Source organism: Halopenitus persicus (assembly GCF_900107205.1).
GTDB classification, from domain to species: domain Archaea; phylum Halobacteriota; class Halobacteria; order Halobacteriales; family Haloferacaceae; genus Halopenitus; species Halopenitus persicus.
Genome location: NZ_FNPC01000003.1, coordinates 289883 through 316314 on the forward strand (window position 1 = coordinate 289883; position 26432 = coordinate 316314).

The 26432-nt window shown below is 70.1% G+C and carries 25 protein-coding genes; 13 read left to right on the forward strand and 12 right to left on the reverse strand.

The window, feature by feature from the left end; genetic code table 11:
- The first annotated feature begins 74 nt into the window (after positions 1-74).
- Both BLV25_RS06605 and BLV25_RS06610 read left to right on the forward strand, forming a co-directional pair.
- The gene (locus BLV25_RS06605; RefSeq protein WP_092731600.1) at positions 75-2258 is read left to right on the forward strand and encodes a type II secretion system F family protein; all 2184 of its coding nucleotides are present in this window, start codon (positions 75-77) and stop codon (positions 2256-2258) included.
- 95 nt (positions 2259-2353) lie between these two features.
- Complete coding sequence (locus BLV25_RS06610; protein WP_021073891.1) at positions 2354-2677, forward strand: hypothetical protein; 324 nt, start codon at positions 2354-2356, stop codon at positions 2675-2677.
- Positions 2678-2784: 107 nt separating this feature from the next.
- Here the strand turns inward: BLV25_RS06610 and aglJ are convergent, their stop codons facing one another.
- Positions 2785-3690: an S-layer glycoprotein N-glycosyltransferase AglJ gene (aglJ, locus tag BLV25_RS06615; protein ID WP_092731603.1), complete on the reverse strand. Its 906-nt coding sequence runs from the start codon at positions 3688-3690 to the stop codon at positions 2785-2787.
- A 164-nt stretch (positions 3691-3854) separates the two neighbouring features.
- Between aglJ and BLV25_RS06620 the strand changes: the two genes are divergently transcribed.
- The 3 genes from BLV25_RS06620 to purM all read left to right on the forward strand — a co-directional run bounded on the left by BLV25_RS06620 (position 3855) and on the right by purM (position 7472).
- Positions 3855-5672, forward strand: coding sequence for a TraB/GumN family protein (locus BLV25_RS06620; RefSeq protein WP_092731606.1), 1818 nt, complete (start codon positions 3855-3857; stop codon positions 5670-5672).
- Positions 5669-6337, forward strand: a complete 669-nt coding sequence (locus BLV25_RS06625) for a zinc metalloprotease (protein WP_092731609.1) — start codon at positions 5669-5671, stop codon at positions 6335-6337. The genes BLV25_RS06620 and BLV25_RS06625 overlap by 4 nt, the downstream gene beginning before the upstream one ends.
- A 100-nt stretch (positions 6338-6437) precedes the next feature.
- On the forward strand, positions 6438-7472 hold the full coding sequence (gene purM, locus BLV25_RS06630) for a phosphoribosylformylglycinamidine cyclo-ligase (protein ID WP_021073895.1): 1035 nt from the start codon (positions 6438-6440) through the stop codon (positions 7470-7472).
- Positions 7473-7711: 239 nt separating this feature from the next.
- Here the strand turns inward: purM and BLV25_RS06635 are convergent, their stop codons facing one another.
- Together BLV25_RS06635 and BLV25_RS06640 are read right to left on the reverse strand one after the other, a co-directional pair.
- Positions 7712-8251, reverse strand: coding sequence for a CBS domain-containing protein (locus BLV25_RS06635; RefSeq protein WP_021073896.1), 540 nt, complete (start codon positions 8249-8251; stop codon positions 7712-7714).
- A gap of 141 nt (positions 8252-8392) precedes the next feature.
- Entirely contained in the window at positions 8393-8752 is a 360-nt protein-coding gene (locus BLV25_RS06640) for a DUF555 domain-containing protein (RefSeq protein ID WP_021073897.1), read from the reverse strand.
- Between the two features lie 296 nt (positions 8753-9048).
- Between BLV25_RS06640 and BLV25_RS17300 the strand changes: the two genes are divergently transcribed.
- The gene (locus tag BLV25_RS17300; RefSeq protein WP_021073898.1) at positions 9049-9222 is read left to right on the forward strand and encodes a hypothetical protein; all 174 of its coding nucleotides are present in this window, start codon (positions 9049-9051) and stop codon (positions 9220-9222) included.
- Positions 9223-9357: 135 nt separating this feature from the next.
- The gene (gene psmB, locus BLV25_RS06645) at positions 9358-10077 is read left to right on the forward strand and encodes an archaeal proteasome endopeptidase complex subunit beta (RefSeq protein ID WP_021073899.1); all 720 of its coding nucleotides are present in this window, start codon (positions 9358-9360) and stop codon (positions 10075-10077) included.
- A 177-nt stretch (positions 10078-10254) separates the two neighbouring features.
- Here the strand turns inward: psmB and BLV25_RS06650 are convergent, their stop codons facing one another.
- A complete protein-coding gene (locus tag BLV25_RS06650) occupies positions 10255-11805 on the reverse strand; it encodes a type 2 periplasmic-binding domain-containing protein (RefSeq protein ID WP_021073900.1) in 1551 nt (516 codons plus the stop codon).
- A gap of 170 nt (positions 11806-11975) precedes the next feature.
- Here BLV25_RS06650 and ligA point away from each other — a divergent pair, with 170 nt between their 5' ends.
- The gene (ligA, locus tag BLV25_RS06655) at positions 11976-13868 is read left to right on the forward strand and encodes an ATP-dependent DNA ligase LigA (protein WP_092731612.1); all 1893 of its coding nucleotides are present in this window, start codon (positions 11976-11978) and stop codon (positions 13866-13868) included.
- Positions 13869-13948: 80 nt separating this feature from the next.
- Positions 13949-14668 (forward strand): MBL fold metallo-hydrolase, encoded by a 720-nt coding sequence (locus tag BLV25_RS06660; RefSeq protein WP_021073903.1) that lies wholly within the window; start codon positions 13949-13951, stop codon positions 14666-14668.
- A gap of 210 nt (positions 14669-14878) precedes the next feature.
- Here the strand turns inward: BLV25_RS06660 and msrB are convergent, their stop codons facing one another.
- Both msrB and aroA read right to left on the reverse strand, forming a co-directional pair.
- Positions 14879-15307, reverse strand: coding sequence for a peptide-methionine (R)-S-oxide reductase MsrB (msrB, locus tag BLV25_RS06665; protein ID WP_021073904.1), 429 nt, complete (start codon positions 15305-15307; stop codon positions 14879-14881).
- Positions 15308-15348: 41 nt separating this feature from the next.
- Complete coding sequence (aroA, locus tag BLV25_RS06670; RefSeq protein ID WP_092731615.1) at positions 15349-16692, reverse strand: 3-phosphoshikimate 1-carboxyvinyltransferase; 1344 nt, start codon at positions 16690-16692, stop codon at positions 15349-15351.
- A gap of 124 nt (positions 16693-16816) precedes the next feature.
- On the opposite strand from aroA, the gene BLV25_RS06675 reads away from it, so the two are divergent.
- Positions 16817-17359, forward strand: coding sequence for a multiprotein bridging factor aMBF1 (locus BLV25_RS06675; protein ID WP_039401689.1), 543 nt, complete (start codon positions 16817-16819; stop codon positions 17357-17359).
- Between the two features lie 18 nt (positions 17360-17377).
- On the opposite strand, the gene BLV25_RS06680 is transcribed toward BLV25_RS06675, so the two are convergent.
- The gene (locus tag BLV25_RS06680) at positions 17378-18145 is read right to left on the reverse strand and encodes a DICT sensory domain-containing protein (RefSeq protein WP_092731618.1); all 768 of its coding nucleotides are present in this window, start codon (positions 18143-18145) and stop codon (positions 17378-17380) included.
- Positions 18146-18337: 192 nt separating this feature from the next.
- On the opposite strand from BLV25_RS06680, the gene tpiA reads away from it, so the two are divergent.
- Positions 18338-18982, forward strand: a complete 645-nt coding sequence (gene tpiA, locus BLV25_RS06685) for a triose-phosphate isomerase (protein WP_092731621.1) — start codon at positions 18338-18340, stop codon at positions 18980-18982.
- 48 nt (positions 18983-19030) lie between these two features.
- Here tpiA and BLV25_RS06690 read toward each other — a convergent pair whose 3' ends face one another.
- The 4 genes from BLV25_RS06690 to BLV25_RS06705 form a co-directional block, all read right to left on the reverse strand.
- Positions 19031-19930 carry a rhomboid family intramembrane serine protease gene (locus BLV25_RS06690; RefSeq protein WP_092731624.1) on the reverse strand — a complete coding sequence of 300 codons (900 nt, stop codon included), beginning with the start codon at positions 19928-19930 and terminating at the stop codon, positions 19031-19033.
- Positions 19931-20007: 77 nt separating this feature from the next.
- A complete protein-coding gene (locus BLV25_RS06695) occupies positions 20008-22446 on the reverse strand; it encodes an AAA family ATPase (protein WP_092731627.1) in 2439 nt (812 codons plus the stop codon).
- A gap of 286 nt (positions 22447-22732) precedes the next feature.
- On the reverse strand, positions 22733-23011 hold the full coding sequence (locus BLV25_RS06700) for a UPF0058 family protein (protein ID WP_021073911.1): 279 nt from the start codon (positions 23009-23011) through the stop codon (positions 22733-22735).
- 143 nt (positions 23012-23154) lie between these two features.
- Positions 23155-23370 carry a DUF7120 family protein gene (locus BLV25_RS06705; RefSeq protein WP_021073912.1) on the reverse strand — a complete coding sequence of 72 codons (216 nt, stop codon included), beginning with the start codon at positions 23368-23370 and terminating at the stop codon, positions 23155-23157.
- Positions 23371-23546: 176 nt separating this feature from the next.
- Here BLV25_RS06705 and BLV25_RS06710 point away from each other — a divergent pair, with 176 nt between their 5' ends.
- Both BLV25_RS06710 and BLV25_RS06715 read left to right on the forward strand, forming a co-directional pair.
- Positions 23547-24140: a sulfite oxidase-like oxidoreductase gene (locus BLV25_RS06710; RefSeq protein WP_092731630.1), complete on the forward strand. Its 594-nt coding sequence runs from the start codon at positions 23547-23549 to the stop codon at positions 24138-24140.
- A 32-nt stretch (positions 24141-24172) separates the two neighbouring features.
- Positions 24173-25537, forward strand: a complete 1365-nt coding sequence (locus BLV25_RS06715) for an isochorismate synthase (protein ID WP_092731633.1) — start codon at positions 24173-24175, stop codon at positions 25535-25537.
- Between the two features lie 60 nt (positions 25538-25597).
- Here BLV25_RS06715 and BLV25_RS06720 read toward each other — a convergent pair whose 3' ends face one another.
- Positions 25598-26338, reverse strand: coding sequence for a proteasome assembly chaperone family protein (locus BLV25_RS06720; RefSeq protein ID WP_092731636.1), 741 nt, complete (start codon positions 26336-26338; stop codon positions 25598-25600).
- Between the last annotated feature and the right edge of the window lie 94 nt (positions 26339-26432).

Genomic DNA, 26432 nt, shown 5'->3' on the forward strand with positions numbered 1-26432 from the left:
TCCGACCGGAAACGACGGACCGACCGGAAACGACGGACCGACCGTGGAAACCGCCGTATCGGAACCCTCCGGCGATGATCCGATTCCTGCCGCTCGTGGCGCTCGCCGCCGCGCTCGGCCTCCTGTTGGCCCCCGCGGTGAGCCGACGAGCGGGACTGTTCGTCTCCCGGCTCGCGCTGTCGCTGTTCGGGGACTACGTCGCCGACGAGAGCCCGCGCAAGCAGGACCAGCGCGAGCTGTTGCGGTCCGCGCACGCAAGCACCACGCACCGCGTCTACGCCTCGAAGACGCTGCTGTACGCCGGCGCCGCCGGGATCGCGGGCGGAATGCTCGGGATCTACGCGGCCGCCGGCTTGCTGTACGCTCTCGAGGTCGGCGCCGACCGGATCGAGGCGGCGCTGCCGACGGGGCTCGCGTTCCTCGCCGACCTCGCCCGGCTCTCGACGATCGGGGTCGGCGAGTTGTTTCTCCTGTTGGTGTTCTTCTCGGGGACGCTCGGCGCGACGCTGGCGCTCGGCGTCTACTACGCCCGGTGGTTCGTGCTGGACCAGCGCGCACACGAGCGCGGGGCACGGATCGACGCGACGCTGCCGCGAACCGTCGCGTTCGTCTACGCGCTGTCCCGCTCCGGAATGACGTTCCCGACGGTGATGAACACCCTCGCGGAGAACGAGGACGTCTACGGCGAGGCGGCGACCGAACTCGGCGTCGCCGTGCGTGATATGAACACCTTCGGAACCGACGTCCTGACGGCGCTGCGGCGCGTCGCCCACCACACGCCCAGCGAGAACCTCGAGGAGTTCGCCGAGAATCTGGCGTCCGTGCTCGGGTCGGGACGGTCGATCTCGGAGTTCCTCAACGACCAGTACGATCGCTACCAGGAGGAGTCGGAGGCCCAACAGGAGCAGTACCTCGAGCTCCTGTCGACGTTCGCGGAGGCGTACGTCACGGTGTTGGTCGCGGGGCCGCTCTTCTTCATCACGATCCTCGTCGTCGTCGGGCTCGTCATTCAGGACACCGTCCCCATCCTCCGGATCGTCGTCTATGCGGGAGTCCCACTCGCCAGCGCCGGCTTCATCGTCTACGTCGATAGCGTGACGCAGCCGGTCGACGACTCGACGACGGCCGCGGTCGGTTCCGACGAGAGGGACGACTCGGCCGACGTTCCCGCCGACGCGACCGACGCCGACGAAACCGTCGACCCGACGGCCCGTCCGATCGGAACCCGACCCGACGGCGGACCGGCTTCCCCCGCCGGGAACGCCGGTGACGGGAACGCCGGCGACCGGTGGCGAGCGGACCGGGAACGGCTCGCGCAGTACGACCGGCTCCAGCGCCTCCTCGGCTGGGCCCGCCGACCGACGCGGCTGCTGTTGTGGCGGCCACACACCTCGCTGGCCGTGACCCTCCCGCTCGCCGCCGTCTGGATCTGGTCGACGGCGACCCCGATCCCCACCGCGTCGATCGACGCGCTGGTACGCGCGGTCGACGACGCCCTGGTACAGTCGACGATCCTCGTCCTCGCGGTCTATGCCGCGTTATACGAGATCCAGAGCCGGCGGACCGCCCGGATCGAGGCGTCCGTGCCGGACTTTCTCGACCGGCTCGCGTCGATCAACGAGGCCGGGATGACGGTCGTCGAGAGCCTCGACCGCGTTCGCCGGTCGGATCTCGACGACCTCACGCCGGAGCTCGAACGGACCTGGCGGGACGTCGAGTGGGGCGCGGACGTGGAGTCGGCGCTGTATCGGATGGAGCGGCGCATCAAGTCGCCGCTCGTCTCCCGGTCGGTCGCGTTGATCGTGAACGCGATGCAGGCCAGCGGCGACATCGCGCCGGTTCTCAACATCGCCGCCGACGAGGCGCGGGCGACTCGTCAGCTCCGGCGGGAGCGAAAGCAGGTGATGATGACCTACCTGATCGTGATCTACATTTCCTTTCTGGTCTTCCTCGGGATCATCGCCTCGCTGACGCTCGCGTTCATTCCGGCGATCGAGGGGGCCAACCTCTCGGGAGCGACCGCGGGGATGGGCGGCGGCGTCGCGAGCGGCGTCGGCGGCGGGATCACCGACGGGCTCGGGGAGGCGAACGTCGACGGGTACGAGTTGATATTCTATCACGCGGCGGTCATTCAGGGCGTCTGTTCGGGACTGATCGCGGGCCAGCTCGGCGAGGGCGACCTCCGCGATGGGGTCAAACACGCGGTCATCCTGCTCGTGGTGACCTACGTTGCCGCGGTCGCGATCGGCCTGATCTAGCCTCGACCGTCCGCGCTCGGCACGGCGGCGGACGCACGCCGGACGTCGGCCCGAGTCGCGTGGGTTTTTGGGGGACGAACCCGAACGCGACCGCAATGGCAGTTCGTCCCCCGAGCAACGACGCCGACGAACCGGACGCGATCGAGTTCGGGATCGCGGCGCTCGACGCCCGCCTGGAGGAATCCGACGTCGAGTTTCCGGCGACCCAACGGGAGGTGCTCGAAGGGCTCTCCTCGACGGCGATCCCGTACGATGCATCCGGACGCACCCTCGATCTCGGGGAGGCGTTCGATCGCGTCACGCGGGAGAGCTTCGAGACGCGTGCCGAGCTGATGAACGCGGTCCATCCCGTCTTCGAGGAACGTCGCCGTCAAGGCGGGTCGGTGTTCGACCGGCTCCGCGAGGCGCTCCCGTTCTGAGACGCCCCATTCGTTTCCCGTTCGTTTCAAGCGGACGTCGCCGTCGTGGGCGGTGCCGTCGTGAAACGACGTCCGTGGAGCGCGGTTTCGCGACGCTCCGCCGATCATCAGTCCCCGTCGCCGAGCCGCTCCCGGTGGAGCGTCAGTATCATATCCGCCAGGAAGCCGAACATCAAAAGCTGGATCCCGAGCAGGATCCCCGCCGCGGAAACGATCGCCAGGATCTCGTGTCCGATGCCGTGAGCGATCCAGTCGTAGAGCACGTAGATCGCCACCAGGATCCCGCCGATCGTCGCGATCGTTCCGACGCTTCCGAAGTAGAACAGGGGGTTGTTCGTCTTCGCCTTTCGGTACAGCTCCAGAAAGATGATTCCCCCGTCACGGATCGGATGGAGATTGGTGTCGGACCCCTCCGGTCGGGGGCGGTACGTGATCGGAACGACCTCGACGGTGAGGTCGCGTTTGACGCACTCGACGGCCATCTCGGTCTCGATGCCGAACCCCTCGGCGGCAAGCGAGAGTGCCTCGAACGACTCCCGCGTGAACGCACGGTAGCCGGAGAGGATGTCCCGATAGTCCTGTCCGTGGATCCGGGCGAACGCCCGGTTTATCAGTCGGTTGCCGATCCGGTTGAGTCGCGTCATCGCGCCGGGGCGTATGTCCGCGAATCGGTCGCCGATGACGTGGTCGGCCCGCCCGTCCCGGAGCGGCTCGAGCATCGCCGGTGCGTCCGCGGCGTCGTAGGTCGCGTCCGCGTCCGCGAGCAACACGAACTCGGCGTCGATGTGGTCCCGGACCGCCTCACGAACGGCCTGTCCCTTCCCCTCGCCGGACTGTTCGATCACCCGAGCGCCCGCCTCGGCGGCGAGCCGTTGCGTCCCGTCGGTCGACCCGCCGTCGACGACGAGGACGTTCTCGAACCCCTCCTCACGGTAGGCGGCGACGACGTCCTCGATCGTGGCGGCTTCGTCCATCGTCGGCAGAAGCACACACACGTCGGACGGTCCGGCCATCGTCGAGTCGTGGTTCGCGTGACCGGTTAAGTATGGGGGTTTGGAACTCACCGTGGCGGGTTGCGGTTCATCTTCCCATCCACCGATCGCGTCGACGCAGGCGGGAACGAGGGAGCGCTCCCGACACACAACCACTATACGCGACGCTCGACTAGCGGGGCGTAATGCCCGACACGCCCGAGAAGCCGGACGATCGACCCGACGGATCGTCCGGCGACCCGTCACCGTCCGCGTCCGTCCGTGAGCCGGACGTCGGGGACGGCGCCGACGCGGGCCAGCCACGCGGTTCCACGACGACCGCCGACGGCGACGCCGAACCCGGATCGGTGACCGTGGTCGGCACGGCTCACGTCTCCAGCGAGAGCGTGACCGAGGTCGAGGAGACGATCGAACGCGAGCGACCGGACGTCGTCGCCGTCGAGCTCGACGAGGGACGGTACCGACAGCTCCAGGGCGAAACGCCCGACGACCTGGACGCGAGCGACCTCCTCAAGGGGAACACCGTCTTCCAGTTCCTCGCCTACTGGATGCTGTCGTACGTCCAGACCCAGCTCGGCGAGCGGTTCGACATCGAACCCGGCGCGGACATGCTGGCGGCCGTCGAGACCGCGCAGTCGCTGGGGATCGACGTCGCCCTCGTCGACCGGGACATTCAGACGACGATGCAGCGGTTCTGGGCCCGAATGACGATCGCCGAGAAGCTCCGGATGGTCGGCGGTCTCGCGTTCGGCGTGACGGACTCCCGGATCGTCGGGATCCTCGTCGGCCTCTTCGTGGGGTTGCTGGTCGGCCCCGCCATCGGCCTGTTCGGCGGGTCGATCGGGGTCACCGACGCCGTCCTGCTCCGGGTTGCCGGCGGTGCCCTCGTCGGCGGCGTGGTCGCGTATCTGGTCGACGCCCTCGGATCCGGAGCGCTGGAGCCGGAATCACGCCTCGTCGCCGCGCTGGGCGCCGGGCTGGCGGCCGCGGGGGCCGTCGCGGCTACGGGCGCCCTCGACGGCGTCCTGACCGCGTGGCTCGGTCCGTTCACGATCCGCGCGATCGGCAGCCTCGGGCTCGGCCTGATCGGGGGCGTGACGCTGGGCCTGTTCGCCGCCGGCGTGCTCAGCCTGTTCGGCGGCCTCGAGCCGACCGATGAAGGCGGGATCGAGGAGCTGGAGCTCTCCGAGCTGACCGACGCCGACGCCGTCACGATGATGATGGAGGAGTTCCGACAGTTCTCCCCGGGCGGCGCGGAGGCGCTCATCGACGAGCGGGACGCCTACATCGCCCATCGACTCGTCGCGCTGCGGGACCGCGGGTTCGATGTCGTCGCCGTCGTCGGCGCGGGTCACCGGCAGGGGATCGAGTCGTACCTCGAGAACCCCGCGACGTTGCCGCCGGCAGCGGACCTCGTCGGGACCGAGCGGGCACGAAACCACCGGATTCCGTGGGGGACGATCCTCGGCTACGCGATCTCGATCGCCTTCATCGGCTTCTTCGTCCTGCTGGCGATGGCGGGAGTCGGCAACGAGTTCCTCCTCCGACTGTTCGCGGCGTGGTTCGCGATCAACGCCGTCTTCGCGTTCGCGTTCGCGAAGATCGCCGGCGCCCGGTGGACGTCCGCCGGCGTCGGCGGCGCGGTCGCGTGGATGACCTCGATCAACCCGATGCTCGCGCCGGGCTGGTTCGCCGGCTGGGTGGAGCTGCGAAGCCTCTCGGTCAACGTGAGCGACGTCGCCACGCTGAACGAGCTGCTCTCCGATGAGACCAAACCCGTGCGGCAGATACTCGCCGAGATGTTCGAGGTGCCGCTCTTCCGGCTGATCATGGTGGTCGCGATGACCAACGTCGGCAGCATCGTCGCCAGCTTCCTGTTCGCGACGTATCTTCTGCCGCTGTTCGGTGCCGAGATCGGCGGGATAGACGGCGTTTCACGGCTGATGCTCGAAGGGGCGCGAAACAGCGCGGACGCGATCTGGGGGGCGGTGACGGCGCAATGAGTCGGCGACACGGCGGCCGCGGCGTCGCGATCGGCGGCCTCCAGTTCAGCCGCACCGAACTGCGGGATCTGCTCGTCGCCTGGCTCGCGCTCGGCGTCGCGTTCGCCGTCTTCTTCGAGGGCGGGGCGGGAGCGATCGCCGCGCTGCTGTCCCCGGTCGGCATCGTGTTGGTGGGAATCAGTCTGGCGACGGCCGGCGTCGCGTTCCTCCTCCACGAGGTCGCCCATAAGGTCGTCGCGGTCCACTATGACCAGATCGCCGAGTTCCGAGCCGACCACGGGATGTTGTTCCTCGCGGTGATGTCGGCGTTCCTCGGATTCATCTTCGCCGCGCCCGGCGCGGTCCACCACCGGGGGCGGCTGACGCCGCGGGAACACGGCCACATCGCGCTGGCGGGCCCCGCGGTGAACCTCGGCCTCAGCGTGCTCTTCGCGCCGGTTCTCGTGGTCGGATTCGCGACGCAGTCCACGATCGTCTCGGTGCTCGGCGCGCGCGGCGTCGCGATCAACCTCTTTCTCGCGGCGTTCAACCTGATCCCGTACGGTCCCCTCGACGGGAAGACCGTGATCGGCTGGAGCAAGCCGGTCTGGGCCGCCTGTTTCGTCGTCTCGGCGGTCGCGACGGCCGGGTTCCTGTTCAGCGGTGTCGGCGTGTACGCGTTCTGAACCCCGTTCTCGCTGCGTTCAGCGGTCGTTGCCGGCCCTGATCGACCGCCGTCGATCGACAAGCGGTGTGCTTTTGGACCGCCGAACCGGCTGCACGAGTATGACCGAGGACGGGGACTCCGGATCGGACGCCGCCGGTGACGGCGGAGACGACGGACGTGATGGAGACAATGGAGACGCGGAGCTCACCTACGCGGAGTCGGGCGTCGACATCGACGCGAGCGAGGCCGCGACGGCGGCGCTCATCGGCGCCGTCGGCGATTCAGAGGGCGATTACGCCGGCCTGCTCGACATCGGCGACCGCTATCTCGCGCTCGCGACGGACGGTGTCGGAACGAAGCTGCTCGTCGCCGAGGCGCTGGGCGACTACTCGACGATCGGCATCGACTGCATCGCGATGAACGTCAACGACCTCGTGGCGGCCGGGGTTCGGCCGGTCGCGTTCGTCGATTACCTCGCCGTCGAGGACCCCGACGAGACCGTCTCCGAGCAGGTCGGGCAGGGACTCGACCGGGGCGCCGACCGCGCCGACATCGAGCTGGTCGGCGGCGAGACGGCGGTGATGCCCGAGGTGATCCGCGGGCTCGACCTCGCGGGCACCTGTGCCGGCCTCGCTCGGTCCGACGCCGTCTTCGATGGGATAGCTGAGCCGGGCGACGCGCTGGTCGGGTGGCCCTCGTCGGGGATCCACTCGAACGGACTGACGCTCGCCCGGACGGCGGCGACCCGGAACCACGAGTACGCCGATCCGTATCCATACGACGGCTACGAGACGGTCGGCGAGGCGCTGTTGGAGCCGACCCGGATCTACACGGACCTCCTCGATCCGCTCCGCGAGCACGGGGTTCGCGGCGCGGCCCACGTGACGGGCGGCGGCTGGACCAACCTCGAGCGGCTCGGCGAGCACCGATACGTGATCGAGGATCCCTACCCCGCCCAGTCGGTCTTCGAGTTCGTGCAGGAGGAGGGGAACGTCTCCGAGGAGGAGATGCACCGGACGTTCAATATGGGCACGGGGTTCGTCGCCGCCGTCGACGCCGATCGGGCGTCGGCGCTCGCCGACGCGAGCGACGGGCGCGTGATCGGTCACGTCGAAGAAGGTGACGCAGTCGCGATCCGGGGACTGGAGTTGTAGCGCGGACCGGACGTATCGCGCACCGGGATCGATGACGCAGAACGGAGACGGTCCTCCGGCGATGGATGGCGAGCAGGGGACGCGTCGCGTGGATCCACCCCGGCGCGTACCGCACCCGCCCGGACCGGGAGTGGACGGTTCTCAGCACATACGGGCGCTGGTTCGATATCCGGTTTAAAATCGAGGGAGAGGTGGATCGGCGACCGGCGAGTCGATCCGTTCGGGATCGGTCGGATGACCTAGGACAGATGCGCGGCGATGTCCGCCTCGGTGATGATCCCGACGGTCTCGCCCCCGTCGGTGACCATCACGGCCTTGTAGTGGTCCAGGAGGTTGCGCAGCTCGTCGACGGTCGCCTCGGGCGCGACGGTCGGGAACGACTCGCTCATCACCTCGCTGACGGGGAGCTCGCCGACGTTCTCGCCGGCGTGGACGATGTCGCCCTGGCTGATCGAGCCGACCGGAACGCCGTTCTGGAGGACGGGGAGCTGTGAGTACGCCTCCCGCTCCATCAGCGCGACCGCCTCCCCGGCGGCGTCGTCCGGCGCGACGCTGATGACGGTCTCGTGCATCAGATCGCGAGCCCTGACGACCTCGCCTTCGGCCTCCTCGAGGGCGTTGACGATCCGACGGAGCGTCGAGAGCCGCGGGTCGACGTCGCCCCCCTCGATCCGGGCGATGAGCGGCTGTGAGACGCCGGCAGCCTCCGCGAGGGCGCTCTGGGTCAATCCCAGCGCGTTGCGGCGCTCCCGGAGGTCCTGTGGCGTGGGTAGGTCCATACGGGGGATAACTATGGGTTATACGAAAAGGTTTCGGCGGCGGTCGATCTCGCCCGCAGGACGGGAAGAGATCGGATCGGTCGGCGAAGACGCGGGATCGACCGGCAGCGCCGGTTCGGCCTGCAGCGTCGGTTCGGCCGGCTATTCGTCCTCGTCGGCCTCGGTCTCGACGATCTCGATGACCTCGAGGGGGACGTCGCGGAGCGCGCCGCCGACCTCGCTTTTGGCGATCCGGGAGGCGTGCTCCTCGCTGTCCGCGTTGAAGATCTCGATCTCCAACAGGAGGCCGACGAGCGCGGTCCCGGCGGCGATGAACGCGGAGTCGAAGGGCTCGCCGCAGGCGGGACACGGTGTCGCGCCGACTTCGACCTCGACGTACTGCTTGTCGGTCTCGTTGAGCCGCTTGCCGGCCTCGCTGACCGCGACGCCGATGGCGTCATCGATGTCCTCGACGTCACGAACCAACCAGGCGGCCTCCATCGCGACCAGGTAGTTGCTCATACGTTGGGGTGGGGGCGGGAACACACGTGCTTTGCGGTTTGGCGTCGCCACGCCGTCGTCGGTCGGGCGCACGCCGGCGTCCCGATCGATAGGCGCACGACCCGTAGCGCTTTGCCATAAGTTATGCGAATGGTTCGGGAGACCCAACCGTTGTATCGGGATGGATCCGGCCACGGTACGATCGTGTGGCTGCCACGGCGGACCCGATGTCTGATCGCCTGACTGCGGCCGGATACAACTCTCCCTCCGGTGAGAAAGTTTATATATGACCTCCGTCTCGCTGGGAGCGAAGATCGATGCTCAGCCGCACCCGACACGCCGTCCGATTCGGCCTCCACCAGCTCACCGTCACCCTCGGAATCGCCCTGTTCCCGATCGTGCTCGCGGCCCGCCGGGCCGGGATCCCGATTCCGCTCCCGATCGGCCGACTCGTCCGAGCGACCGGTGCGGCCGCCGAGACCGCCGAGTGACCGCGGCCGACTGACGGCACCGGCGACGATCGCTTTCTTCCCGTCGTCGCTGGCTTGGCGACCGTCCCGGTCCGCCGCGACCCGCCGGGGACCGAAGGGTTGCCTTTATCAGCGCCCGTGGCGAACCGGAACGTAATGCGAACACCGACAGGCGACCTCTCGATGGAACCGTCGAGCGAGCAGCCGGTCTTCGGTCCGGAGCTCGGTGAGTTCACCGACCGCGAGCAGCGCGCCGCCGAGGCGAACGACGAGGAAGGAATGAAGACCGGGACGACGACCGTCGGGCTCACCACCGACGAGGGCGTCGTGCTGGCGACCGATATGCGCGCCTCGATGGGACACATGGTCTCCTCGAAGGACGTCCAGAAGGTCGAGCAGATCCATCCGACCGGCGCGTTGACCATCGCCGGGTCGGTCTCGGCCGCCCAGTCGCTCATCTCGACGCTCCGTGCCGAGACGAACCTCTACGAGGCGCGCCGCGGGAAGGACATGTCGATGCAGGCGCTCTCGACGCTCACCGGGAACCTGCTCCGGTCGGGCGCGTTCTTCATCGTACAGCCGATCCTCGGCGGCGTCGACGACGAGGGTGCCCACATCTACTCCATCGACGCGCTCGGCGGCACGACCGAGGAGGAGTACACCGTCACCGGCTCCGGCTCCCAGTACGCGCTCGGCGTCCTCGAACAGGAGTTCGAATCCGGCCTCTCGATCGACGACGCGAAGACGGTGGCGACGAAGGCCATCAAGTCCGCCGTCGAGCGCGACCTGGCCTCCGGCAACGGGATCAACGTCGCGGTCGTCACCGAGGACGGCGTCGAGATCTCGCGCCACAAGGAGATCGACGACCTGCTATAAGCGTTCGCGGGCGTTTCCGGGACCGGTCGACCGGTCGGCTGAACGTGCCGTAAACCGTTCCCGACGCGTTCGTTTTCGACGCATTCGTTCCTGACGCGTTCCGTTCTCGACGCATTCGCTCCCAACGCGTTCCGTTCCCGACGCGTTCCGTTCCTGCCCCGGAGACGCCGAGATCCGTCACCAATCGGTGAAGCTTCCGTCGACCAGCGTCTCGGTCTGGTGCTCGACGTACTCCCGCTGGGTCTCCACGACCGCGTCCTCGAAGGACGCTCCGTCGTCGATCCGATTCCGGACCCGGTCGCGTTTCCACCGGGCCGGCGTGGTTCGCTCGTGGGCCCGCCACCGGAGCGGCGCGATCCAGCGTTCCGCGGTCGAGGGAGCGCAGCCGGCCGACTCCAAGCCCGCGACCGCGTGGTCGAGGAGGTCCTCGAACAGCTCCTCGTGGTCGTGCGTGAGCTCGCCGTGGTTCCCGATCCACGCCAGATCCGCGTCGATCCCGTCCGCGACCGCGGCGTAGAAGTTCTCGCGGGCGCGCTCCCACGGCAGGTCGATGACGGGGTGTTCCCGGCGGGGCAGCTCCTCGAGCAGGCCGGCGAAGGCGGCCTGGAACGCGATCGAATCGCCGACGGTCGGCTGGGCGGGGATCGGCCGGAACTCGATCCGCGCGTTCGCCGACGAGCGCGTCGCTCCGTCGAAGACCGGCCGCACCCACCGCCAGTAGGTGCCGTGTTTGCTGCGGAAGGTGGCGAAGTCGTCGTCGAACCGGGTTCCGGGATCGGGGTCGACCGGCACGAACGACTCGTCGGCCGCGATCCGGTCGACGGCCTCCTCGACCGTCTCGACGTCCCGCGGGAACCGGACCTTGGGCTCGACGGTGCGGCCGTTCAACACCGACTCGAAGACGTGGATACGGTTTTCCTGTGCTCCCTCCGCGAGGATCCGCTCGCCGTCCCAGTCCGCGTCGTACAGCTCGGGCGGGAAGAACGGCGAGTTGACCCCGAGCGCCAGCAGCGGGCCCGCGATCCGCAGCGCGTAGCGGAAGTGGACGGGCAGCATCGCGGCCTGCGAGACCTGGTAGTGTGGCTGGATCGAGGTGATCAGGCTCTCCGGCATCACCGTCTTCGTGGTCATCGACACGCCGGGCGCCTCGAGCTCGACGTCGCGGCCGACCGACTCGTCGGCCGTCGCGTTCGCCATCGCATGATACCGGACCGCGTCGCTCATGTTCGTCGCGATGTGGACGCCGTCGATCTCGACGCTGTCGGTGAGATACTCCGTCGCGCTCTCGCCGGTCGGCGGGATCGTCCACAGGCCGTCGGATACGAGCCGCATTCCCTCGGCGGCGGTACACTCGAGGGCGGCCTGGAGACGGGCGCGCACCTCCGAGAGCTGCGCCTCGAGCCCGTGGTTCGAGAACGGCTGCGGGCTGGTCGACATCTCGGCGTTGTGAAGCCCGAGCTCCTTTTCGAACCCCATCAGCTCCAGCAGCCGGCGCGGAACGCGCATCAGGGAGAACTCCCCGTCGTGGGACTCGGCGTTCCACCGGCCGTCGCCGACGGCGTAGAACTCGTACTCGAACCCGACGATCGACTGGTGGTTGTCGAAGGCGCCGTCCCGAAGCCGCTCCTTGACGACCTCGGCGTCGGCTTCCGCCCGGGAGTGAAACGCCTCGATGTCGACGTCGAGGGCCTCACGGACGCGTGCGGAGAGCTCGTGGTCGGTGTCCATACAGGGTCCACGCGTCCACGGCGGTATAAATGTCCACGACCCGTACCGGCCAGTCCGCCCACGACCCGTGCTGACCGGTCCGCCCACGACCCGTGCTGGCCGGCTTCGGACGGCCGCCGATCGGCGCCACCCATCGGCGCGTTTTTTACCGGGACCCGCCGATCCGGCGTATGGAGTTCGCCGCGTTCGCCGCCCGTGCGGAGGCGATCGAGGAGACGGAGGCCGATCACGCGACGACCGTGCTCGTGGCGGCGCTGCTCGCGGACGCCGACGGGGACCTCGAGACGGTCGTCCGGTTCCTCCTCGGCCGCGTCTTCCCCGCCCACGAGACGCGCACGCTCGACGTCGGCCCGGCTCTCTGCCGGGAGGCGATCGCCAAGGCGGCGGGCCCGAACGTGGATACGGCCGACGTGGAGGACCGGCTCGCGGATCGCGGGGAGATCGGCGCCGTCGCCGCCTCGTACGACTTCGGCGGCCAACGCGGGCTCGCCGCCTTCGGCGCCGGGAACGGCACTCACGCCGACGGAGACGTCGACGGGTCCGGACCGACCGTCGCCGACGTCGATGGGACGCTCCGGTCCATCGCCGCGGCCGCCGGCGACGGCAGCGAGGGGACGAAGCTCGACACGCTGTTCGGCCTGTTCAACCGGATCGACCCGCCGGCGGCGAAGATCCTCGCCCGGCTCGTGCTCGGGGAGATGCGACTCGGCGTCGGCGAGGGGACCGTCAGGGACGCGATCGCGGAGGCGTTCCTCGCGACGGACGCAGCCACCCCCTCGGACGCGGGTGCGTCCGGGACCGACGGGGACGGCCGACGCGAGGATGCGGGGCAGGACGACGAAAACGGCGAGCCGGTCCTCACGGCGACCGACGAGGACGTCGCTGCGGTCGAACGCGCCCTGCAGGTGACCAACGACTACGGCCGCGTCGCGGCGATCGCCCGCGACCGCGGCCGGCCGGGGCTCGCGGACCAGCGGTTGGTCGTCGGCCGGCCGGTGCAGGCGATGCTCGCGCAGGCCGGCACGGCCGCCGACGCGCTCGCGGAGTGGGACCGGGCGGCGGTGGAAACGAAGTTCGACGGCGCGCGCGTGCAGGTCCATTACGCGCCGTCGTCTCCGACGTCGCCCGGATCCACCGCCTCCACCGCCTCCGCCGTCGACGCGACCGACGGCATCGGTCCGAAACTCTACTCGCGGAACATGGACGACGTCACCGCGGCGCTGCCGGAGGTCGTCGAGCTGGTTGCGTCGCGCGTCGACGTCCCGGTCATCCTCGATGGCGAGGTCGTCGCGGTCGACGAGGACGGCGACCCGCTCCCGTTCCAGGAGGTGCTGCGGCGGTTTCGACGGAAACACGACGTCGACCGGATGCGCGAGGAGGTCGACCTCCGGTTTCACGCCTTCGACTGCCTGCACGCCGGCGGCGAGGACCTCCTGGAGGCGCCGCTCGAGACGCGCCACGACCGCCTTCGCGAGGTGGTTCCGGACCTCGCGGCGACGCTCACGATCGCCGACGACGTGGAGACGATCGAGACGATCGAACGCCGGGCGCTGGACGCGGGCCACGAGGGAATCATGCTCAAGAACCCCGACTCGCCGTACACGCCGGGCGACCGGGGGAAAAACTGGCTCAAGCGGAAGCCCGACGTGGAGACGCTCGATCTCGTCGTGACCGGCGGCGAGTGGGGGGAGGGGCGGCGGGCGTCGCTGTTCGGCACGTTCGAGGTCTCGGTTCGCGTCGACCGGGCTGGCGACGGGGAGGAGGCCGTCCACGCGGACCGGCGGTTCGAGCCGGTCGGAAAGGTTGCGACCGGCATCACCGACGAACGGCTCGCCTCGCTCACCGACCAGTTCGAGCCGCTCGTCCGGTCCGAGGAAGGCACGACGGTGACGTTCGACCCGGCAGTCGTCTTCGAGGTCGGCTACGAGGAGATCCAGCGGTCGCCCACCTACGGCTCCGGCTACGCGCTTCGCTTCCCCCGGTTCGTCGGCGTCCGCGAGGACAAGGACGTCACCGATGCCGACACCCTCGAGCGTCTCGAACGGCTCGCCGACGCGCAGTGACTCGTCGCCGGGGGTGATCCCTTCGGCCCGCTTGCCACGTGACGGTAGCCTCAAGGCCGCGGATCGCAGATCGCGAGCCAATGACGGTTCGTTACGGCGACCTGACGGTGGAGTGGCTCGGCTACGCGACCGCGCGGCTGGAGACGGCCGACGGACTCGTGGCCTACACCGACCCCGGCAGATACGGGGTGCTCGACGACTACTGGGCGCGTGACGGCGACCTCGTCGTGGTCACCCACGACCACCACTACGACCCCGACGGGATCCGGTCGGTCGCGGCAGCGGACGCGACGATCGTGGTCTACGACGGCGTCGACGCGGACCGGATCGACCGCGACGTCGAGCCGGTGGCCGACCTCGCGGCCGACTACGAGGTCGTCCGCGTCGGCGAGACGGACCGCGTGACCGCCGGCGGCGCGACGGTCTGGTCGGTGTCAGCCTACAACGAGCCGGACGGCCCCCGGGCGCGGTCGGACGGGACGGTCCCGCACCCGGAGGGGTTCGGCTGCGGCTACCTGCTGTCGCTTTCGGGGACCACCGTCTTCTGGCCGGGCGATTCCGACGCGCTCGAGGGATTCGCCGAGCTCGACGTCGCGGTGTTCCTCGCGAACATCGGCGGCGGGGTGGTTTCGGACCGTCACGAGGCCGCCGACCTCGCCGAGCGGCTGGACCCCGAGCTGGTCGTGCCGATCCACTACGACACGATCGAGACGCTCGCGGCGGACGGGGGCGCCTTCGCCGCCGACGTCGCCTCGCGGTCGATCCCCGTTGCGCTCGACGAGCGCTCGGCGAACCAGTAGCGGGACCGTCGATTTCGCTCCCGTGAACCGTCCTCCTCGGCGTCCTCGACTCCATCGCGACGGAGTTGATGCAAAAGCGCTTCCCCGTCGGCTCCGGCCTCGCGTCGGACCGGCGCGGCCGGTCCGACTGATTCACGCTCGCTGAGGCTCGCGTGAACGTCGTCGAAGACGTGGCCGAGGACGCTTCGAATCTATGGACGAGGAGGATCCTTACCCGTCGTCGAACTCCATCGCGACGGAGTTGATACAAAAGCGCTTCCCGGTCGGCTCCGGTCCGTCGTCGAAGACGTGGCCGAGGTGGGAGTCACAGTTCGCACACCGGACCTCGGTCCGCCGCATCCCGTGGCTCGTGTCGGGTTGCGTCGTGACCGCATCGTCCTCGGCGGCGTAGAAGGCCGGCCAGCCGCAGCCGGAGTCGTATTTCGTGTCGGCGTCGAACAGGACCGTCCCGCAGGCGCCACACCGGTAGACGCCGTCGGCGTCGTGGTCGACGTACTCGCCGGAGAAGCGCGCCTCGGTGCCGGCCTCCCGGAGGATCCGGTACTCCTCCTCCGAGAGCCGTTCGCGCCACTCCTCGTCGGTCAGTTCGCTCGGGTCGACGTCCCCCGCGGGGCCGGAATCGGCGGTGGAATCGCTCATATCAGTTGATAGTCGTCGACCGCGGAAGGGCGTTTCGGCGGCTACTCCAGATCGACCGCGACGCCGAGATCCGCGAGCGTCTCGAAGAAGCTCGGGAACGAGACGTCGACGTGTTCGGCGCCCCGGACGGTCGTGTCCCCGTCGGCCGCGAGCGCCGCGACCGAGAGGGCCATCACGAGCCGATGGTCGCCGCGGCCGTCGACGGTCGCGCCCCGGAGGTCGCTCTTTCCGCCGCGGATCGTCAGCACGTCCTGGTCCTCGGCGACGCTTGCGCCCATCTCCGAGAGCTCCTCGGCCATCGCCGACACGCGGTCGGTCTCCTTGTACCGGACGTGCTCGCAGTTCACGATCCGCGTCTCGCCGTCCGCGACCGCGCCGAGCGCCGCGATCGTGGGCAGGAGGTCCGGCGTGTCGCCGACGTCGACCGTGACGCCGTCGAGGTCGCTGCGACCGGCGCGGATGGTCGCGGTCCCGCGGTCCCACTCGACGTCCGCGCCCATTCGGTCGAGCACGTCGACGATCGCGGCGTCGCCCTGCGCGCTCTCGACCGCGCCGCGGATCGTGACGGCGTCGCCGGGAGCCGCCGCGACGGCGCCCGCCGCGGCGAGGTAGGAGATCGACGAGAAGTCGCCCGGCACCGTGTACTCCCCATCCGCCGGGGCGTATCGCTGTCCGCCGGCGACGCGGAAGCCGTCCGCGCCCGCGGCCGCCTCGCTGCCGATCGGCTCGGCGTCGACGCCGAAGTCGGCGAGCACCTCGAGGGTGATGTCGACGTAGGGCGCGGACTTGAGGTCGGTCGTGAGGTCGATCGTGATCCCCTCCTCGCTTGCCCCCCCGGCCAGCAGCAACGCGGTGATGTACTGGGAGGAGACGTCGCCCGGGATGGCGACCTCCCCGCCCGTTATCGGGCCGAACACCACGAGCGGCGCCTGCCCGTTTCCGCGGGTCGAGTCCGCGCGCGCGCCGAGCTGCTCGAGCGCGTCGAGCAGCGGCCCCTGCGGGCGCGACCGGAGCGACGCGTCGCCGGTGAGGACGGTCCCGCCGTCCGCGAGCCCGGCGGCGCCGGCGACGAGTCGCGTCGTCGTCCCCGAGTTGGCGCAGTCGATGACGTCGTCGGGGACGGCCGGGTCGCCGGCGAAGCCGTCGACGACGAGCGCGTTCTCGGTGCCCCGGTCGGAGGCGTCCGCGTCCGGGTCGCGCTCGACCGTGCCGCCGAACGCCTCGACTGCCCGCGCGGTCGCCCGCGTGTCGGCGCTGTCCAGCGGCGACCGAACGACCGCGCCGTCGCTGTAGCCCGCCGCGAGGATCGCCCGATGGGTGTAGCTCTTCGAGGGGGGTGCCCGGACCGTTCCGCCGACGTCGCCGGGCGTGATGCGTGCGTCCATATCCGTCCGTTCGCCGCCGTCCGTATCAGCGTACCGGAGGCCGGCGACGCCGGACGATGCCTGGCTGATGGATCGAGTCGTCAGCAGCGTACGGTTTATACAACCGGGTCCGTTACCCGAAGGTATGCCTCAGTGTGAAATGTGTGGCGCCGATCAGGCCTCGCTGACGACGACGAAGGTCGAAGGCGCCGAACTGGAGCTCTGTGATTCCTGTACGGACTTCGGGACGGAGGTCCGTCAGGAGCCGGACTCCACGACCACGAGCAAGTACTCCACGTCCTCCAGCTCCGGCCGATCGTCCGGGTCGGGATCCGGTTCCGGGTCGGGGTCCGGCTCCGGCTCCGACGGCTCCTCCGGCGGCGGCGGCCGCCGGCGCGACATGTTCGACGAGATGGACGAGGTCGCGGCGGACTACGACGACCGCATCCGGGAGGCCCGCGAGTCGCGCGGGCTCAGCCAGGAGGAGCTCGCCGACCAGCTCAACGAGAAGGCGAGCCTCATCCGCAAGCTCGAGCGCGGCGACATCCTCCCGCCGGACGACGTCCAGCGGAAGCTCGAACGGACGCTCGAGATCTCGCTCGTCGAGGGGACCGACGTCGACGAGGAGTGGGACTCCGGCGACTCCTCGTCGATGACGCTCGGCGACGTCGTGAAACGGAAGGACTAGCCGACGGCCGCCCCGGCGTCAACCGTCCGCGCCGCCCGGCGCGGTGACGCCGTACGTCTCCGAGACGTGTGTTATCGCCTCCGCGACCGTTCCGGGGTCGTAGGTCCAGAACCCGAAGAACCGGTCGGGTTCCCGTTCCTCGGCCAGAAGCAGACACGCGTTCTCCTCGAGGCCGCCGCCGTCGTAGGCGACGAACCACGTCTCCCGGATCTCGGGCGCGCGCTCGACGTGCACGTCGAAGTCGGCGTCGGGAACCGGGCCCTCGGGCGCGGCGTAGCCGTGGACGGCCAGGTCCTCTCGCTCGGCCAGCCGGTTGTACGTCTCGACGGTCTCCCCGAGCGTCGCGAGCGTCTGGAACCCCGCGTGCAGCTCCCCGGACCCGATCCGCCACGCGCGGTCCTCGATCTCCCGCGATGCCGCCACCATCTTCCGTTTCGAGTAGGAGGTGAACGTCGTTTCGTCGAGCGCGTCGAGGACCGGGGCGTACGATCGCCGGTCGAACTTCGGGGACGTTTTCTCGGAGGTCGTTTCCTCCGAGGGTGTGTCCTCCGGGGCCGTCCCCGCCGGGGACAGGAGGTCGTCGACGGCGACCGCGGTGACGAACTCGTCGTCACGCGCGAGCACCGCGAACCGGTCGGGCGCGCCCGGGAGCGTGGCCTCGGTCACCACGAGGTTGCGGTCGGCGAACGTCTCCGCCAGCTCGTCGCGTGCGGCGGCGTTCGCGTTGACGACCGTCAGGGTCGCCGCGGTTGCCTCCACCCGGGCGATGAGTTCGATGAGCGACATTCGGAACGGGGCGTATGCGCCGACAGGGCGGTCGAACGCTTGTAGCTTTCGGCGATACGGATCGCGGCGAACAGGGGGCTTCGATCCGGGACGCCAGCTCGTCGGTCCGGGACGCCAGCTCGTCGGTCCGCCTCCGGGACGCGACGCGACCGGAGTATCAAACTATTTGCGCGGGCGGGGCCGACTGCGGGTATGTTCGTCCTCGTCAACCTGAAGGCGTACCCCTGTGACCCGATCGCGGTCGCGACCGCCGCACGCGACGTCGCCGCCGACGCCGGCGTCCGGATCGCCGTCGCGCCGCAGGCGGCCGACCTCTCGCGCGTCGCCGAGACCGGCGTCGAGACGTGGGCCCAACACGTCTCGCCGATCGACCACGGTTCCCACACCGGGTCGACGCGCGCGGCGGCGGTCGCCGACGCCGGCGCGGTCGGCACCCTGATCAACCACTCCGAGCGGCGGCTCACCCTCGCGGACATCGACGGCGCCCGCGCGGCGGCCGCCGACAACGACCTCGAGACGGTCGTCTGCGCGAACGACCCCGCCCAGGCCGGCGCCGCGGCGGCGCTGGGGCCGGACGCGGTCGCGGTCGAGCCGCCGGCGCTCATCGGCGGCGACGTCTCGGTCGCCAGCGCGGATCCGGGGATCGTCAGGGACGCCGTCGACGCGGTGACCGACGTCGACGAGGCGGTCGAGCTGTTCTGTGGCGCCGGCGTTTCGACCGGCGCGGACGTCGCCGCGGCCGCCGACCTCGGCGCCTCGGGCGTCCTGCTCGCCTCGGGGGTCGCGAAGGCCGACGATCCGCGAGCAGCCCTCGAGGACCTCGTCTCCGGCATCTAAGGGTTCGGGGCGGCGAGCGGGAAGCCGGTTCTCGGCGAACGCCGCGTATTACGCATCCAGCACGACCAGCGGCAGCGCCGCGGTCAGTCCCGCGAGGTAGCCGGCGAAATGCGCCCAGACGTTCGCGCCCGCCGGAACGAGTAGCATCGATCCGACGATCCCGGAGACGGCGACGCTCGCGCCCACGACGAGGGCGAACTCCCGTGCCGGATCGATTCGGCGGCCCGCCGGATCGCTCACGCCGGCCCGTCGCGTGTGGGTCCGGCTCGGTCGCCGAACCCCACGCCATCGAAGCCAAGCAGCCGCCAGGAGGCTCACCCCGGTCGCGACCGCCGCCGCGATCGGATACCGGGGAAAGTACCACACCGAGGACGGGGCTGCGAGGACGACGGCGACCGACGCCGGCGCCGCGACGAGCGCCAGCCGGCGCGGGATCCGCCCGGCCGTGACGCGGTCGGCGGCGACGAACCACACGACGAGGAGGAAGCCGAGCAGGCCGGTGTTGACGTCGGAGAATCCGACCGAGGGAACGTCGGTGATCGTGCCGAGCGTGGCCAGGGTCGCCCACGCGGAGACGACCGGAACCACGAGGAGACACGCGATCGTGACGACGACGAAGCGGTTGCGCCATCCCGCCAGAACGGACAGCGGGTACGCCACGCCCACGACCATCCAGTAGACGGCCACGTTGTGCAGGAGGTGGCCGGCGTCCGAATGGACGTAACTCGAGGCGAACGCCGTCCAGAGCGTCCACCGGCTCGCCAGCACCCCGTCGTTCGCGAGCGAGAACGCCCACGCCTCGCTGCCCGGCAGGAGGTGCGCGCCGACGAGGACGCCCGGGACGGCCAGAAAGATCGCCGAAAGCTCCACCGGGCCGGCGGCGCGCGCTCCCGTGACCGTCGCCGTCACGATCCGGCGAGCCGCCCCACGGATCCCGGGCCGAACCATATCGGATCGAGGCCGTCGATCGACAAAAACGATCGTTCACCGGCAGCGGCGGGGCGTCCCTCCTCGGACGCGGGGCGTCAGGACCGCGAATCAACGACGGACGCCACCGCCGTCCGATAGTGGTCGGCCGTGATCCGGACCGCCTCGGGATGGTCGGCCGCCGACTCGCCGTAGGTCTCGGTCACGTCCTCGATCGCGGCGAGGGCGGCTTCCCGACAGACGGACGCGAGCTCGGCGCCCGAGAGGCCGGCGGTCTCCGCGGCGATCGCGTCGAGGTCGACGTCGTCGGCGAGCGGCTGGTCCGCCGTGTGGACCTCGAGGATCGCGACGCGGGCCTCGCGGTCCGGGTTGGGGACCTCGACGTGGGTCTCCAGCCGGCCCGGCCGCAACAGCGCGGGGTCGAGGGCGTTCCGTCGGTTCGTGGCCGCGATCACCACGAGCGAGGGGTTCTCGGCGGCGCGGTCGAGCTCGGTGAGCAGCTGGGAGACGACGCGTTCGCCGACCGCGGATCCACCGGACGCGCTGCCGCCCGCGCCGCCCGTCCCCGAGCCGGAACCGCCACCCGAGCTCGCGCTGCTTCCGCCGCCCCCGCCGCCGCGGGCCGTCGCGACCGCGTCGATCTCGTCGAAGAAGACGATCGTCGGCGCGGTCTGGCGGGCGCGCTCGAACACCTCGCGGACGGCCTTCTCGGACTCGCCGACGTACCGGTCGAGCAGCTCGGGGCCGGCGACCTGGATGAAGTTGACGCCGCTCTCGCCCGCGATCGCCCGCGCGAGCAGCGTCTTGCCGGTGCCCGGCGGCCCGTGCAGCAGGATCCCGGTTGGCGGATCGGCCGCGGCGGCCTCGAAGAGGGGGCCGTACGCGAGCGGCCAGGTGACGGCCTTCTCGAGGGACTGTTTGGCCGACTCGAGCCCGCCGACGTCCGCGAACGTGGTCTCGGGCGTCTCCGCGACGTACTCGCGCATCGCGCTCGGCTCGACGGCGGTCAGGGCGTCCTCGAAATCGGACCGCGTCACCGTCACCGCCGTGAGCGGATCGCCGGCCTCGCGTGCGCGTCGCAGCGCCGTCATCGCCGCCTCCTGGGTGAGGCTCTCGAGGTCGGCGCCGACGAAACCGTGGGTGCGGGCGGCGATCGCCTCGAGGTCGACGTCGTCGGCGAGCGGGGTCCGCCGGGTGTGGACCTCGAGGATCTGTCGCCGGCCGGCCTCGCCGGGAACCCCGATCTCGATCTCCCGGTCGAACCGGCCGCCGCGACGCAGGGCCGGATCGAGCGCGTCGACGCGGTTCGTCGCGCCGATCACGATCACGTCCCCGCGGGCGTCGAGCCCGTCCATCAGCGAGAGGAGCTGGCCGACGACCCGGTTCTCGAGGTCGCCGCCGTCGTCGCGCTCGCCGGCGATCGAGTCGATCTCGTCGAAGAAGACGATCGCCGGGGCGTTCTCCCGTGCCCGATCGAACACCTCCCGGAGCCGCTTCTCGCTTTCCCCCTTGTACTTCGAGGTGATCTCCGGGCCGTCGACCGTGATGAACGTCGCGTCGACCTCGTTGGCGACCGCCCGGGCGATGAGCGTCTTGCCGGTTCCCGGCGGCCCGTACAGCAGGACGCCCTTCGGCGGATCGACGCCGAGCCGGGTGAAGAGCTCCGGCGAGGAGAGCGGAAGCTCGATCAGCTCCCGCACCAGGTCGAGCTCCTCGTCGAGCCCGCCGATGTCCTCGTAGGTCGCGCCCGTTCGGGGGGCCGCGGCTTCCTCCCGGCCGGGTTCGATGCCGTCGTCGCTCCCGATCGACGTGTTCCCGGTTCGGCTCCGGCTTTCCCCGCTTCGGGACGAGCCCGACGTTCCCACTCCGTCGCCGGACGAGCCCGACGTTCCCGTTCCGGAGCCGGCCGACCCCCGCGGGTTCGAACCGGAGCTGGGCGTCTCCGACGTCGGTCCGGACGCGTTCGAGCCGTCGGCGGGGACGTCACCGTCAGGACTGCCGGCGGGTACGTCGGCGGTCGAGTCGGCGGACCGGGGGGAGACGACCGAGACGTCGGTTCGGTCGGTGAGTCGCACCGTTCCCTTGGGGTCGGTCGCGGCCACGGTGAATCGGAGCCCGCCGAGCCGCTCGATGTGGACCGACTCCCCGGCCGTCAGGGGGCGGTCCCGAAGGTCGCGGGCGATCGACCGCTCGATCGTCTCCCGGTCGACGTCGACGTCCGCGAGGCTGGCGGGGGCCTCGACGGTCACGGCGGTGGCGTCGGCGATCTCGACCGGCGAAACGCGGACCGCGTCGCCGACCGTGACGTCGGCGTTGGCGCGGGTGTCGGCGTCGATGCGGATCGCGCCGTCGGGCACGTCGTGGCCGCCCGGCCACACCTTCGCGACCGTCGTTCGATCGCCCTCGATCCGGACCGTGTCGCCGCTGAGGACGCCGAGACGCGTGCGGGTCGACTCGGAGAGTCTGGCTATTCCGCGCCCCGCGTCGCGCTTCTCCGCGGCGCGGACGGTCAGCTCGACGTCCGCGGTGTCGTTCATACCTCCCGTTTCGTCCGGGGCGCCTTGAGGATTGCTCGAACGCGGACGGAACGCTCCGGAACGTGACGGCCGGCGGCAGCGATGCTCCCGGGAACGAGATGGCTGCGGACAGGTGAAGTGGCTGCCGGCGGGTAAACGTGGCTGCGGGCAGGTGAAGTGACTGCCGGCGGGTAAACGTGGCTGCGGGCAGGTGAAGTGACTGCGGGCAGATGAACGTGGCTGCGGGCAGGTAGGGAGACGAGCGCGACCGTGAGGTGACGCTACGGAGGCGTTCCCGTTCGTCGGATCAGATCTTGCTTTCGGCGTCCTCGGCGAGCTCCTCCATCCGCTTGCCGACGCGGCCCGCCGCCGAGAACTCGTCCTCGCTCATCGCCGTCGCGAGCGCGTTGCCGAGCACGAACACCGCGTGTTTGTGCTCGCTTTTGGACTTGTGGACGTGTGAGGGGTCGATGTCGAGTTCCTCGTAGGGGTCGAAAAGCTCCGACCGGACGTCCTCCCGTTCCCGGAAGTGTTCCATGATCGTCACCATCTGTTCGTGAAGTTCGAGGAGTTCGTCCTTATGCATACGTATGGATACGTTCGATGGCCTTTTAAGCGTTTTTGGCGATCCGTCCCACGGTCGGTTGAGACCGGCAATTCCGGGACGCTCGTCGATCGAACCGTGCCGCAGAGCGCCCCATCGTCCGCCGCCCGATCGTCGGTTCCCGATCAGAAGACGTACTCGTCCTCGTGGCCCATCATCCCCTCGTCCTCGAAGCCCGGGCCCTCCTCCTCGTCGGTCGGTCCGCTGGTCTTGTACGCCTTGATGCCGGTCGACAGGAGCTCCTCGATCGCCTCCTCGCGGTTGAGGAACTCGCCCTGCTCGACCATCTGGGCGATCTGCATTTCCTGGTGTTCCGGGACCGTGATCTCGACTTTCGGCATTCTCTATCCCGTGGTAATCCGAGGGGATATATAAACCTACTGCCAAACTCTCGGAATACGAAAAAATGAATTCCTCGATTCGCGATCTTACGTTTCATATCTAAAAAGTATTATTTAAAATATCGGAATCACCGGCGACCCGACATCCATAGGTGGATCCGTCCCCGATCCCCGGTATGGTCGAGGACGTCACGGACCTGTACCGGGAGTTCGGCGAGGACCGGCTTCCGCCGGGCCAGCGGCGGACGGACCGGTTTCCGGTGCTTTCCAAGAGCGGGACTCCGTCTTATAATCCTGCCGACTGGCGGTTCGAGGTGTACGGCGCGGTCGACACTCGACTCGAGTACGATCTCGAGGCGTTCTCGGAGCTGCCCCACGTCAGGCAGCGCCAGGACTTCCACTGCGTGACCGGCTGGAGCCGGTTCGACTGCGAGTTCGCCGGCGTCCCGTTCACCGAGATCGCGGACCGGGCCGGGATCGGATCGGACGTCGAGCACGTCCTGTTTCACGCGCTCGACGGCTACACGACCGACCTGCCGCTGTCGGCGTGTCTGCGCGAGGAGGTGCTGTTCGCCGACGAGCTCGACGGCGAGCCGCTCCCCGACGACCACGGCGGCCCGGTTCGCGTGGTGACCCCGCACAAGTACGCTTATAAGGGCGCGAAGTGGGTGACGGGCGTCGAGTTCCTCACCGAACCCGAGCGCGGCTACTGGGAGAAACGCGGCTACTCGAGGACGGCCGATCCCTGGAACGAGGAGCGGTATAGTTAGGGTCAAGGGCGTCGCCCACCGATCCCGTATCAATGGACCCGTCCGCGCTGGCCGACGCGCCGCGGCTCGTGAGCCGCGCCCGTCGGGTCGCCGATCCGGAGTTTCACGCCGTCTTCGAGGCGATCGAGACGCCGCGCGTCGTGTGGGGTGCGCCCGGGGAGTCGACGGTCGTCGGCGGCGGCGCGGCCGCGACCCTGACCGCGAGCGGCCCCGACCGGTTCGCGTCGATCCGCGAGAGCGCCCAGACGCTGTTCGCGTCGGGGGACGTCCACGCCGGGACCGAGGCCGCTCGCCCCCGGCTGTTCGGCGGGTTCGCGTTCCACGAGGCGGCCACCGACGGCTCGCCGTGGAAGTCGTTTCCCGAGGCACGGTTCGTCTTCCCGCGCGTACAGGTCACCGCGGCCGACAACGGGACGTGGGTGACGGTCAACGCGGTCGGCCCCGACGCCGACGCGGCCGACGTCGAACGACGCCTCGACGAGGCGGTCGGGACGTTCGGCGGACTCGGGGTCGCCGGACGCGGACACGTCGAACGAGACCCGGATCCGCGACCGGACCGCCCCGGAATCGTCTCCCGTCGCCGAACCACGACGCGCGAGGAGTGGCGGGCCGGCGTCGAAGCGGCGGTCGACCGGATCCGCGCGGGCGACCTCGAGAAGGTCGTCCTCGCGCAGGCGCTGGCCGCCGACCTCCGCGCCGACGCGCCCCGCGCCGCGACGGTCGACCGGCTCCGGAACCGGTACCCGAACTGCTACCCGTTCCTCGTCGAGACCGACCCGGCGGGCGCGGCCTTCGTCGGCGCCACCCCCGAGCGGCTCGTCTCGACGCGGGGTCGGACGGTCGAGACCGACGCGCTGGCCGGCACCACCGGCCGGGGCGAGACGCCCGCGGAGGACGAGTGGCTCGCCTCCGAGCTGGCCGCCGACCGGAAGAACGCACACGAACACGACCTCGTCGTCGACGCGATCCGCGACCAGCTCGCGCCGTTCGCGGCCTCCATCACCGCGGGCGAGCGCCGGATCAAGCGGCTGGCGGAGGTCCAACACCTCCACACCCCGATCACGGCCGAGCTCGAGACGAACACGCACGTGCTGGAGCTGGTCGAGGCGCTGCACCCGACGCCGGCGGTCGGCGGACTCCCGCCGGCGGCCGCGCTCGAGACCATCCGCGAGACCGAGCCGTTCGACCGCGGCTGGTACGCCGCACCGGTCGGGTGGATCGACGCGGCGGGCAACGGCACCTTCGCGGTCGGGATCCGGTCGGCCGTCCTCGAGCCGCGGGCGGCGACGCTGTTCGCCGGCGTCGGGATCGTCGCCGATTCGGACGCCGACGAGGAGTGGGACGAGATACAGCTCAAGTACCGCCCGATCCTGAACGAGCTCGAGGACGGGGACTGAGGCCCCGTCACGGAGCCGGAGTCGCCCGCCGGCTTACTGATACGGGACGCCGCCTCCGGCTTACTGATACATCCGCAGCGGGCGCGCCTCGGTGCTCTCCTCCTCGACGTCCTGCATCCGCATCGCCAGCTGCTCTTTGGCGCGCTGGATCTCGTCGGCACGGTCGACGAGCGCGTCCGTCGGGATGTCGACGTCCGCGATCGGTGCGAGCCCGTTGGTGATCAATGCCCGCGACGCCTCGGGGTCGGGGAACTGCGGATCGGACTCGACCACGAGCCCGACCGCAGTCGTGTCGTTCTCGAGCGCGTGCGAGAGGAGGGCGCCGGTGGGGCCGGTGACCAGCCCCATCTCGGAGGGCACGTCGATGCCGGCGCGCTCGAGGTGGTCGGCGCCGTCGCCGGTCGCGATCCCGTACAGCGCCGGCGGTTCCGTACCCTTCTCCGCCGGCCGGCCGGAGAGGTACAGCGGCGTGACGTCCTCCTCGGCGAACCACCCGGAGACGCAGTCGGCGAACTCCGTCGCCGCGGCCGGCGAGACCGGCACGTCGCTCTGCAGGACCAGCAGCCCCCGGTCGGGGTCGGCGTAGACCCGAACGGGCGTCGTCAGCCGCGAGTCGTCCTCGGGATAGGTCACGACCGGCGGGATCCCGTCGCAGTGGACGTTCGCGTAGTGCACCATGTCGAACGCCTCCACGATGTGGTCGGCGGCGATCTTTCCGACGAGCCCGACGCCCGGCAGCCCCTCGATCAGAAACGGCGCATCCAGATCGACGTCCTCGGCGAGTACGTTGATGCGAGCCATACGCGACGGTTCGGCTGCCAGCCACTTATAAGGACGCGCGGTCGACCGTGGATCGGTCGGCCAGCGGGGCGGGACGTGGCGGGCGTGGATCGCT

What these genes read in the sequence shown, in the direction of transcription:
- BLV25_RS06605 (WP_092731600.1), top strand. Translation starts at nt 75, where the DNA reads ATGATCCGATTCCTGCCGCTCGTGGCGCTCGCCGCCGCGCTCGGCCTC.
- BLV25_RS06610 (WP_021073891.1), top strand. Translation starts at nt 2,354, where the DNA reads ATGGCAGTTCGTCCCCCGAGCAACGACGCCGACGAACCGGACGCGATC.
- aglJ (WP_092731603.1), bottom strand. Translation starts at nt 3,690, where the DNA reads ATGGCCGGACCGTCCGACGTGTGTGTGCTTCTGCCGACGATGGACGAA.
- BLV25_RS06620 (WP_092731606.1), top strand. Translation starts at nt 3,855, where the DNA reads ATGCCCGACACGCCCGAGAAGCCGGACGATCGACCCGACGGATCGTCC.
- BLV25_RS06625 (WP_092731609.1), top strand. Translation starts at nt 5,669, where the DNA reads ATGAGTCGGCGACACGGCGGCCGCGGCGTCGCGATCGGCGGCCTCCAG.
- purM (WP_021073895.1), top strand. Translation starts at nt 6,438, where the DNA reads ATGACCGAGGACGGGGACTCCGGATCGGACGCCGCCGGTGACGGCGGA.
- BLV25_RS06635 (WP_021073896.1), bottom strand. Translation starts at nt 8,251, where the DNA reads ATGGACCTACCCACGCCACAGGACCTCCGGGAGCGCCGCAACGCGCTG.
- BLV25_RS06640 (WP_021073897.1), bottom strand. Translation starts at nt 8,752, where the DNA reads ATGAGCAACTACCTGGTCGCGATGGAGGCCGCCTGGTTGGTTCGTGAC.
- BLV25_RS17300 (WP_021073898.1), top strand. Translation starts at nt 9,049, where the DNA reads ATGCTCAGCCGCACCCGACACGCCGTCCGATTCGGCCTCCACCAGCTC.
- psmB (WP_021073899.1), top strand. Translation starts at nt 9,358, where the DNA reads ATGCGAACACCGACAGGCGACCTCTCGATGGAACCGTCGAGCGAGCAG.
- BLV25_RS06650 (WP_021073900.1), bottom strand. Translation starts at nt 11,805, where the DNA reads ATGGACACCGACCACGAGCTCTCCGCACGCGTCCGTGAGGCCCTCGAC.
- ligA (WP_092731612.1), top strand. Translation starts at nt 11,976, where the DNA reads ATGGAGTTCGCCGCGTTCGCCGCCCGTGCGGAGGCGATCGAGGAGACG.
- BLV25_RS06660 (WP_021073903.1), top strand. Translation starts at nt 13,949, where the DNA reads ATGACGGTTCGTTACGGCGACCTGACGGTGGAGTGGCTCGGCTACGCG.
- msrB (WP_021073904.1), bottom strand. Translation starts at nt 15,307, where the DNA reads ATGAGCGATTCCACCGCCGATTCCGGCCCCGCGGGGGACGTCGACCCG.
- aroA (WP_092731615.1), bottom strand. Translation starts at nt 16,692, where the DNA reads ATGGACGCACGCATCACGCCCGGCGACGTCGGCGGAACGGTCCGGGCA.
- BLV25_RS06675 (WP_039401689.1), top strand. Translation starts at nt 16,817, where the DNA reads ATGCCTCAGTGTGAAATGTGTGGCGCCGATCAGGCCTCGCTGACGACG.
- BLV25_RS06680 (WP_092731618.1), bottom strand. Translation starts at nt 18,145, where the DNA reads ATGTCGCTCATCGAACTCATCGCCCGGGTGGAGGCAACCGCGGCGACC.
- tpiA (WP_092731621.1), top strand. Translation starts at nt 18,338, where the DNA reads ATGTTCGTCCTCGTCAACCTGAAGGCGTACCCCTGTGACCCGATCGCG.
- BLV25_RS06690 (WP_092731624.1), bottom strand. Translation starts at nt 19,930, where the DNA reads ATGGTTCGGCCCGGGATCCGTGGGGCGGCTCGCCGGATCGTGACGGCG.
- BLV25_RS06695 (WP_092731627.1), bottom strand. Translation starts at nt 22,446, where the DNA reads ATGAACGACACCGCGGACGTCGAGCTGACCGTCCGCGCCGCGGAGAAG.
- BLV25_RS06700 (WP_021073911.1), bottom strand. Translation starts at nt 23,011, where the DNA reads ATGCATAAGGACGAACTCCTCGAACTTCACGAACAGATGGTGACGATC.
- BLV25_RS06705 (WP_021073912.1), bottom strand. Translation starts at nt 23,370, where the DNA reads ATGCCGAAAGTCGAGATCACGGTCCCGGAACACCAGGAAATGCAGATC.
- BLV25_RS06710 (WP_092731630.1), top strand. Translation starts at nt 23,547, where the DNA reads ATGGTCGAGGACGTCACGGACCTGTACCGGGAGTTCGGCGAGGACCGG.
- BLV25_RS06715 (WP_092731633.1), top strand. Translation starts at nt 24,173, where the DNA reads ATGGACCCGTCCGCGCTGGCCGACGCGCCGCGGCTCGTGAGCCGCGCC.
- BLV25_RS06720 (WP_092731636.1), bottom strand. Translation starts at nt 26,338, where the DNA reads ATGGCTCGCATCAACGTACTCGCCGAGGACGTCGATCTGGATGCGCCG.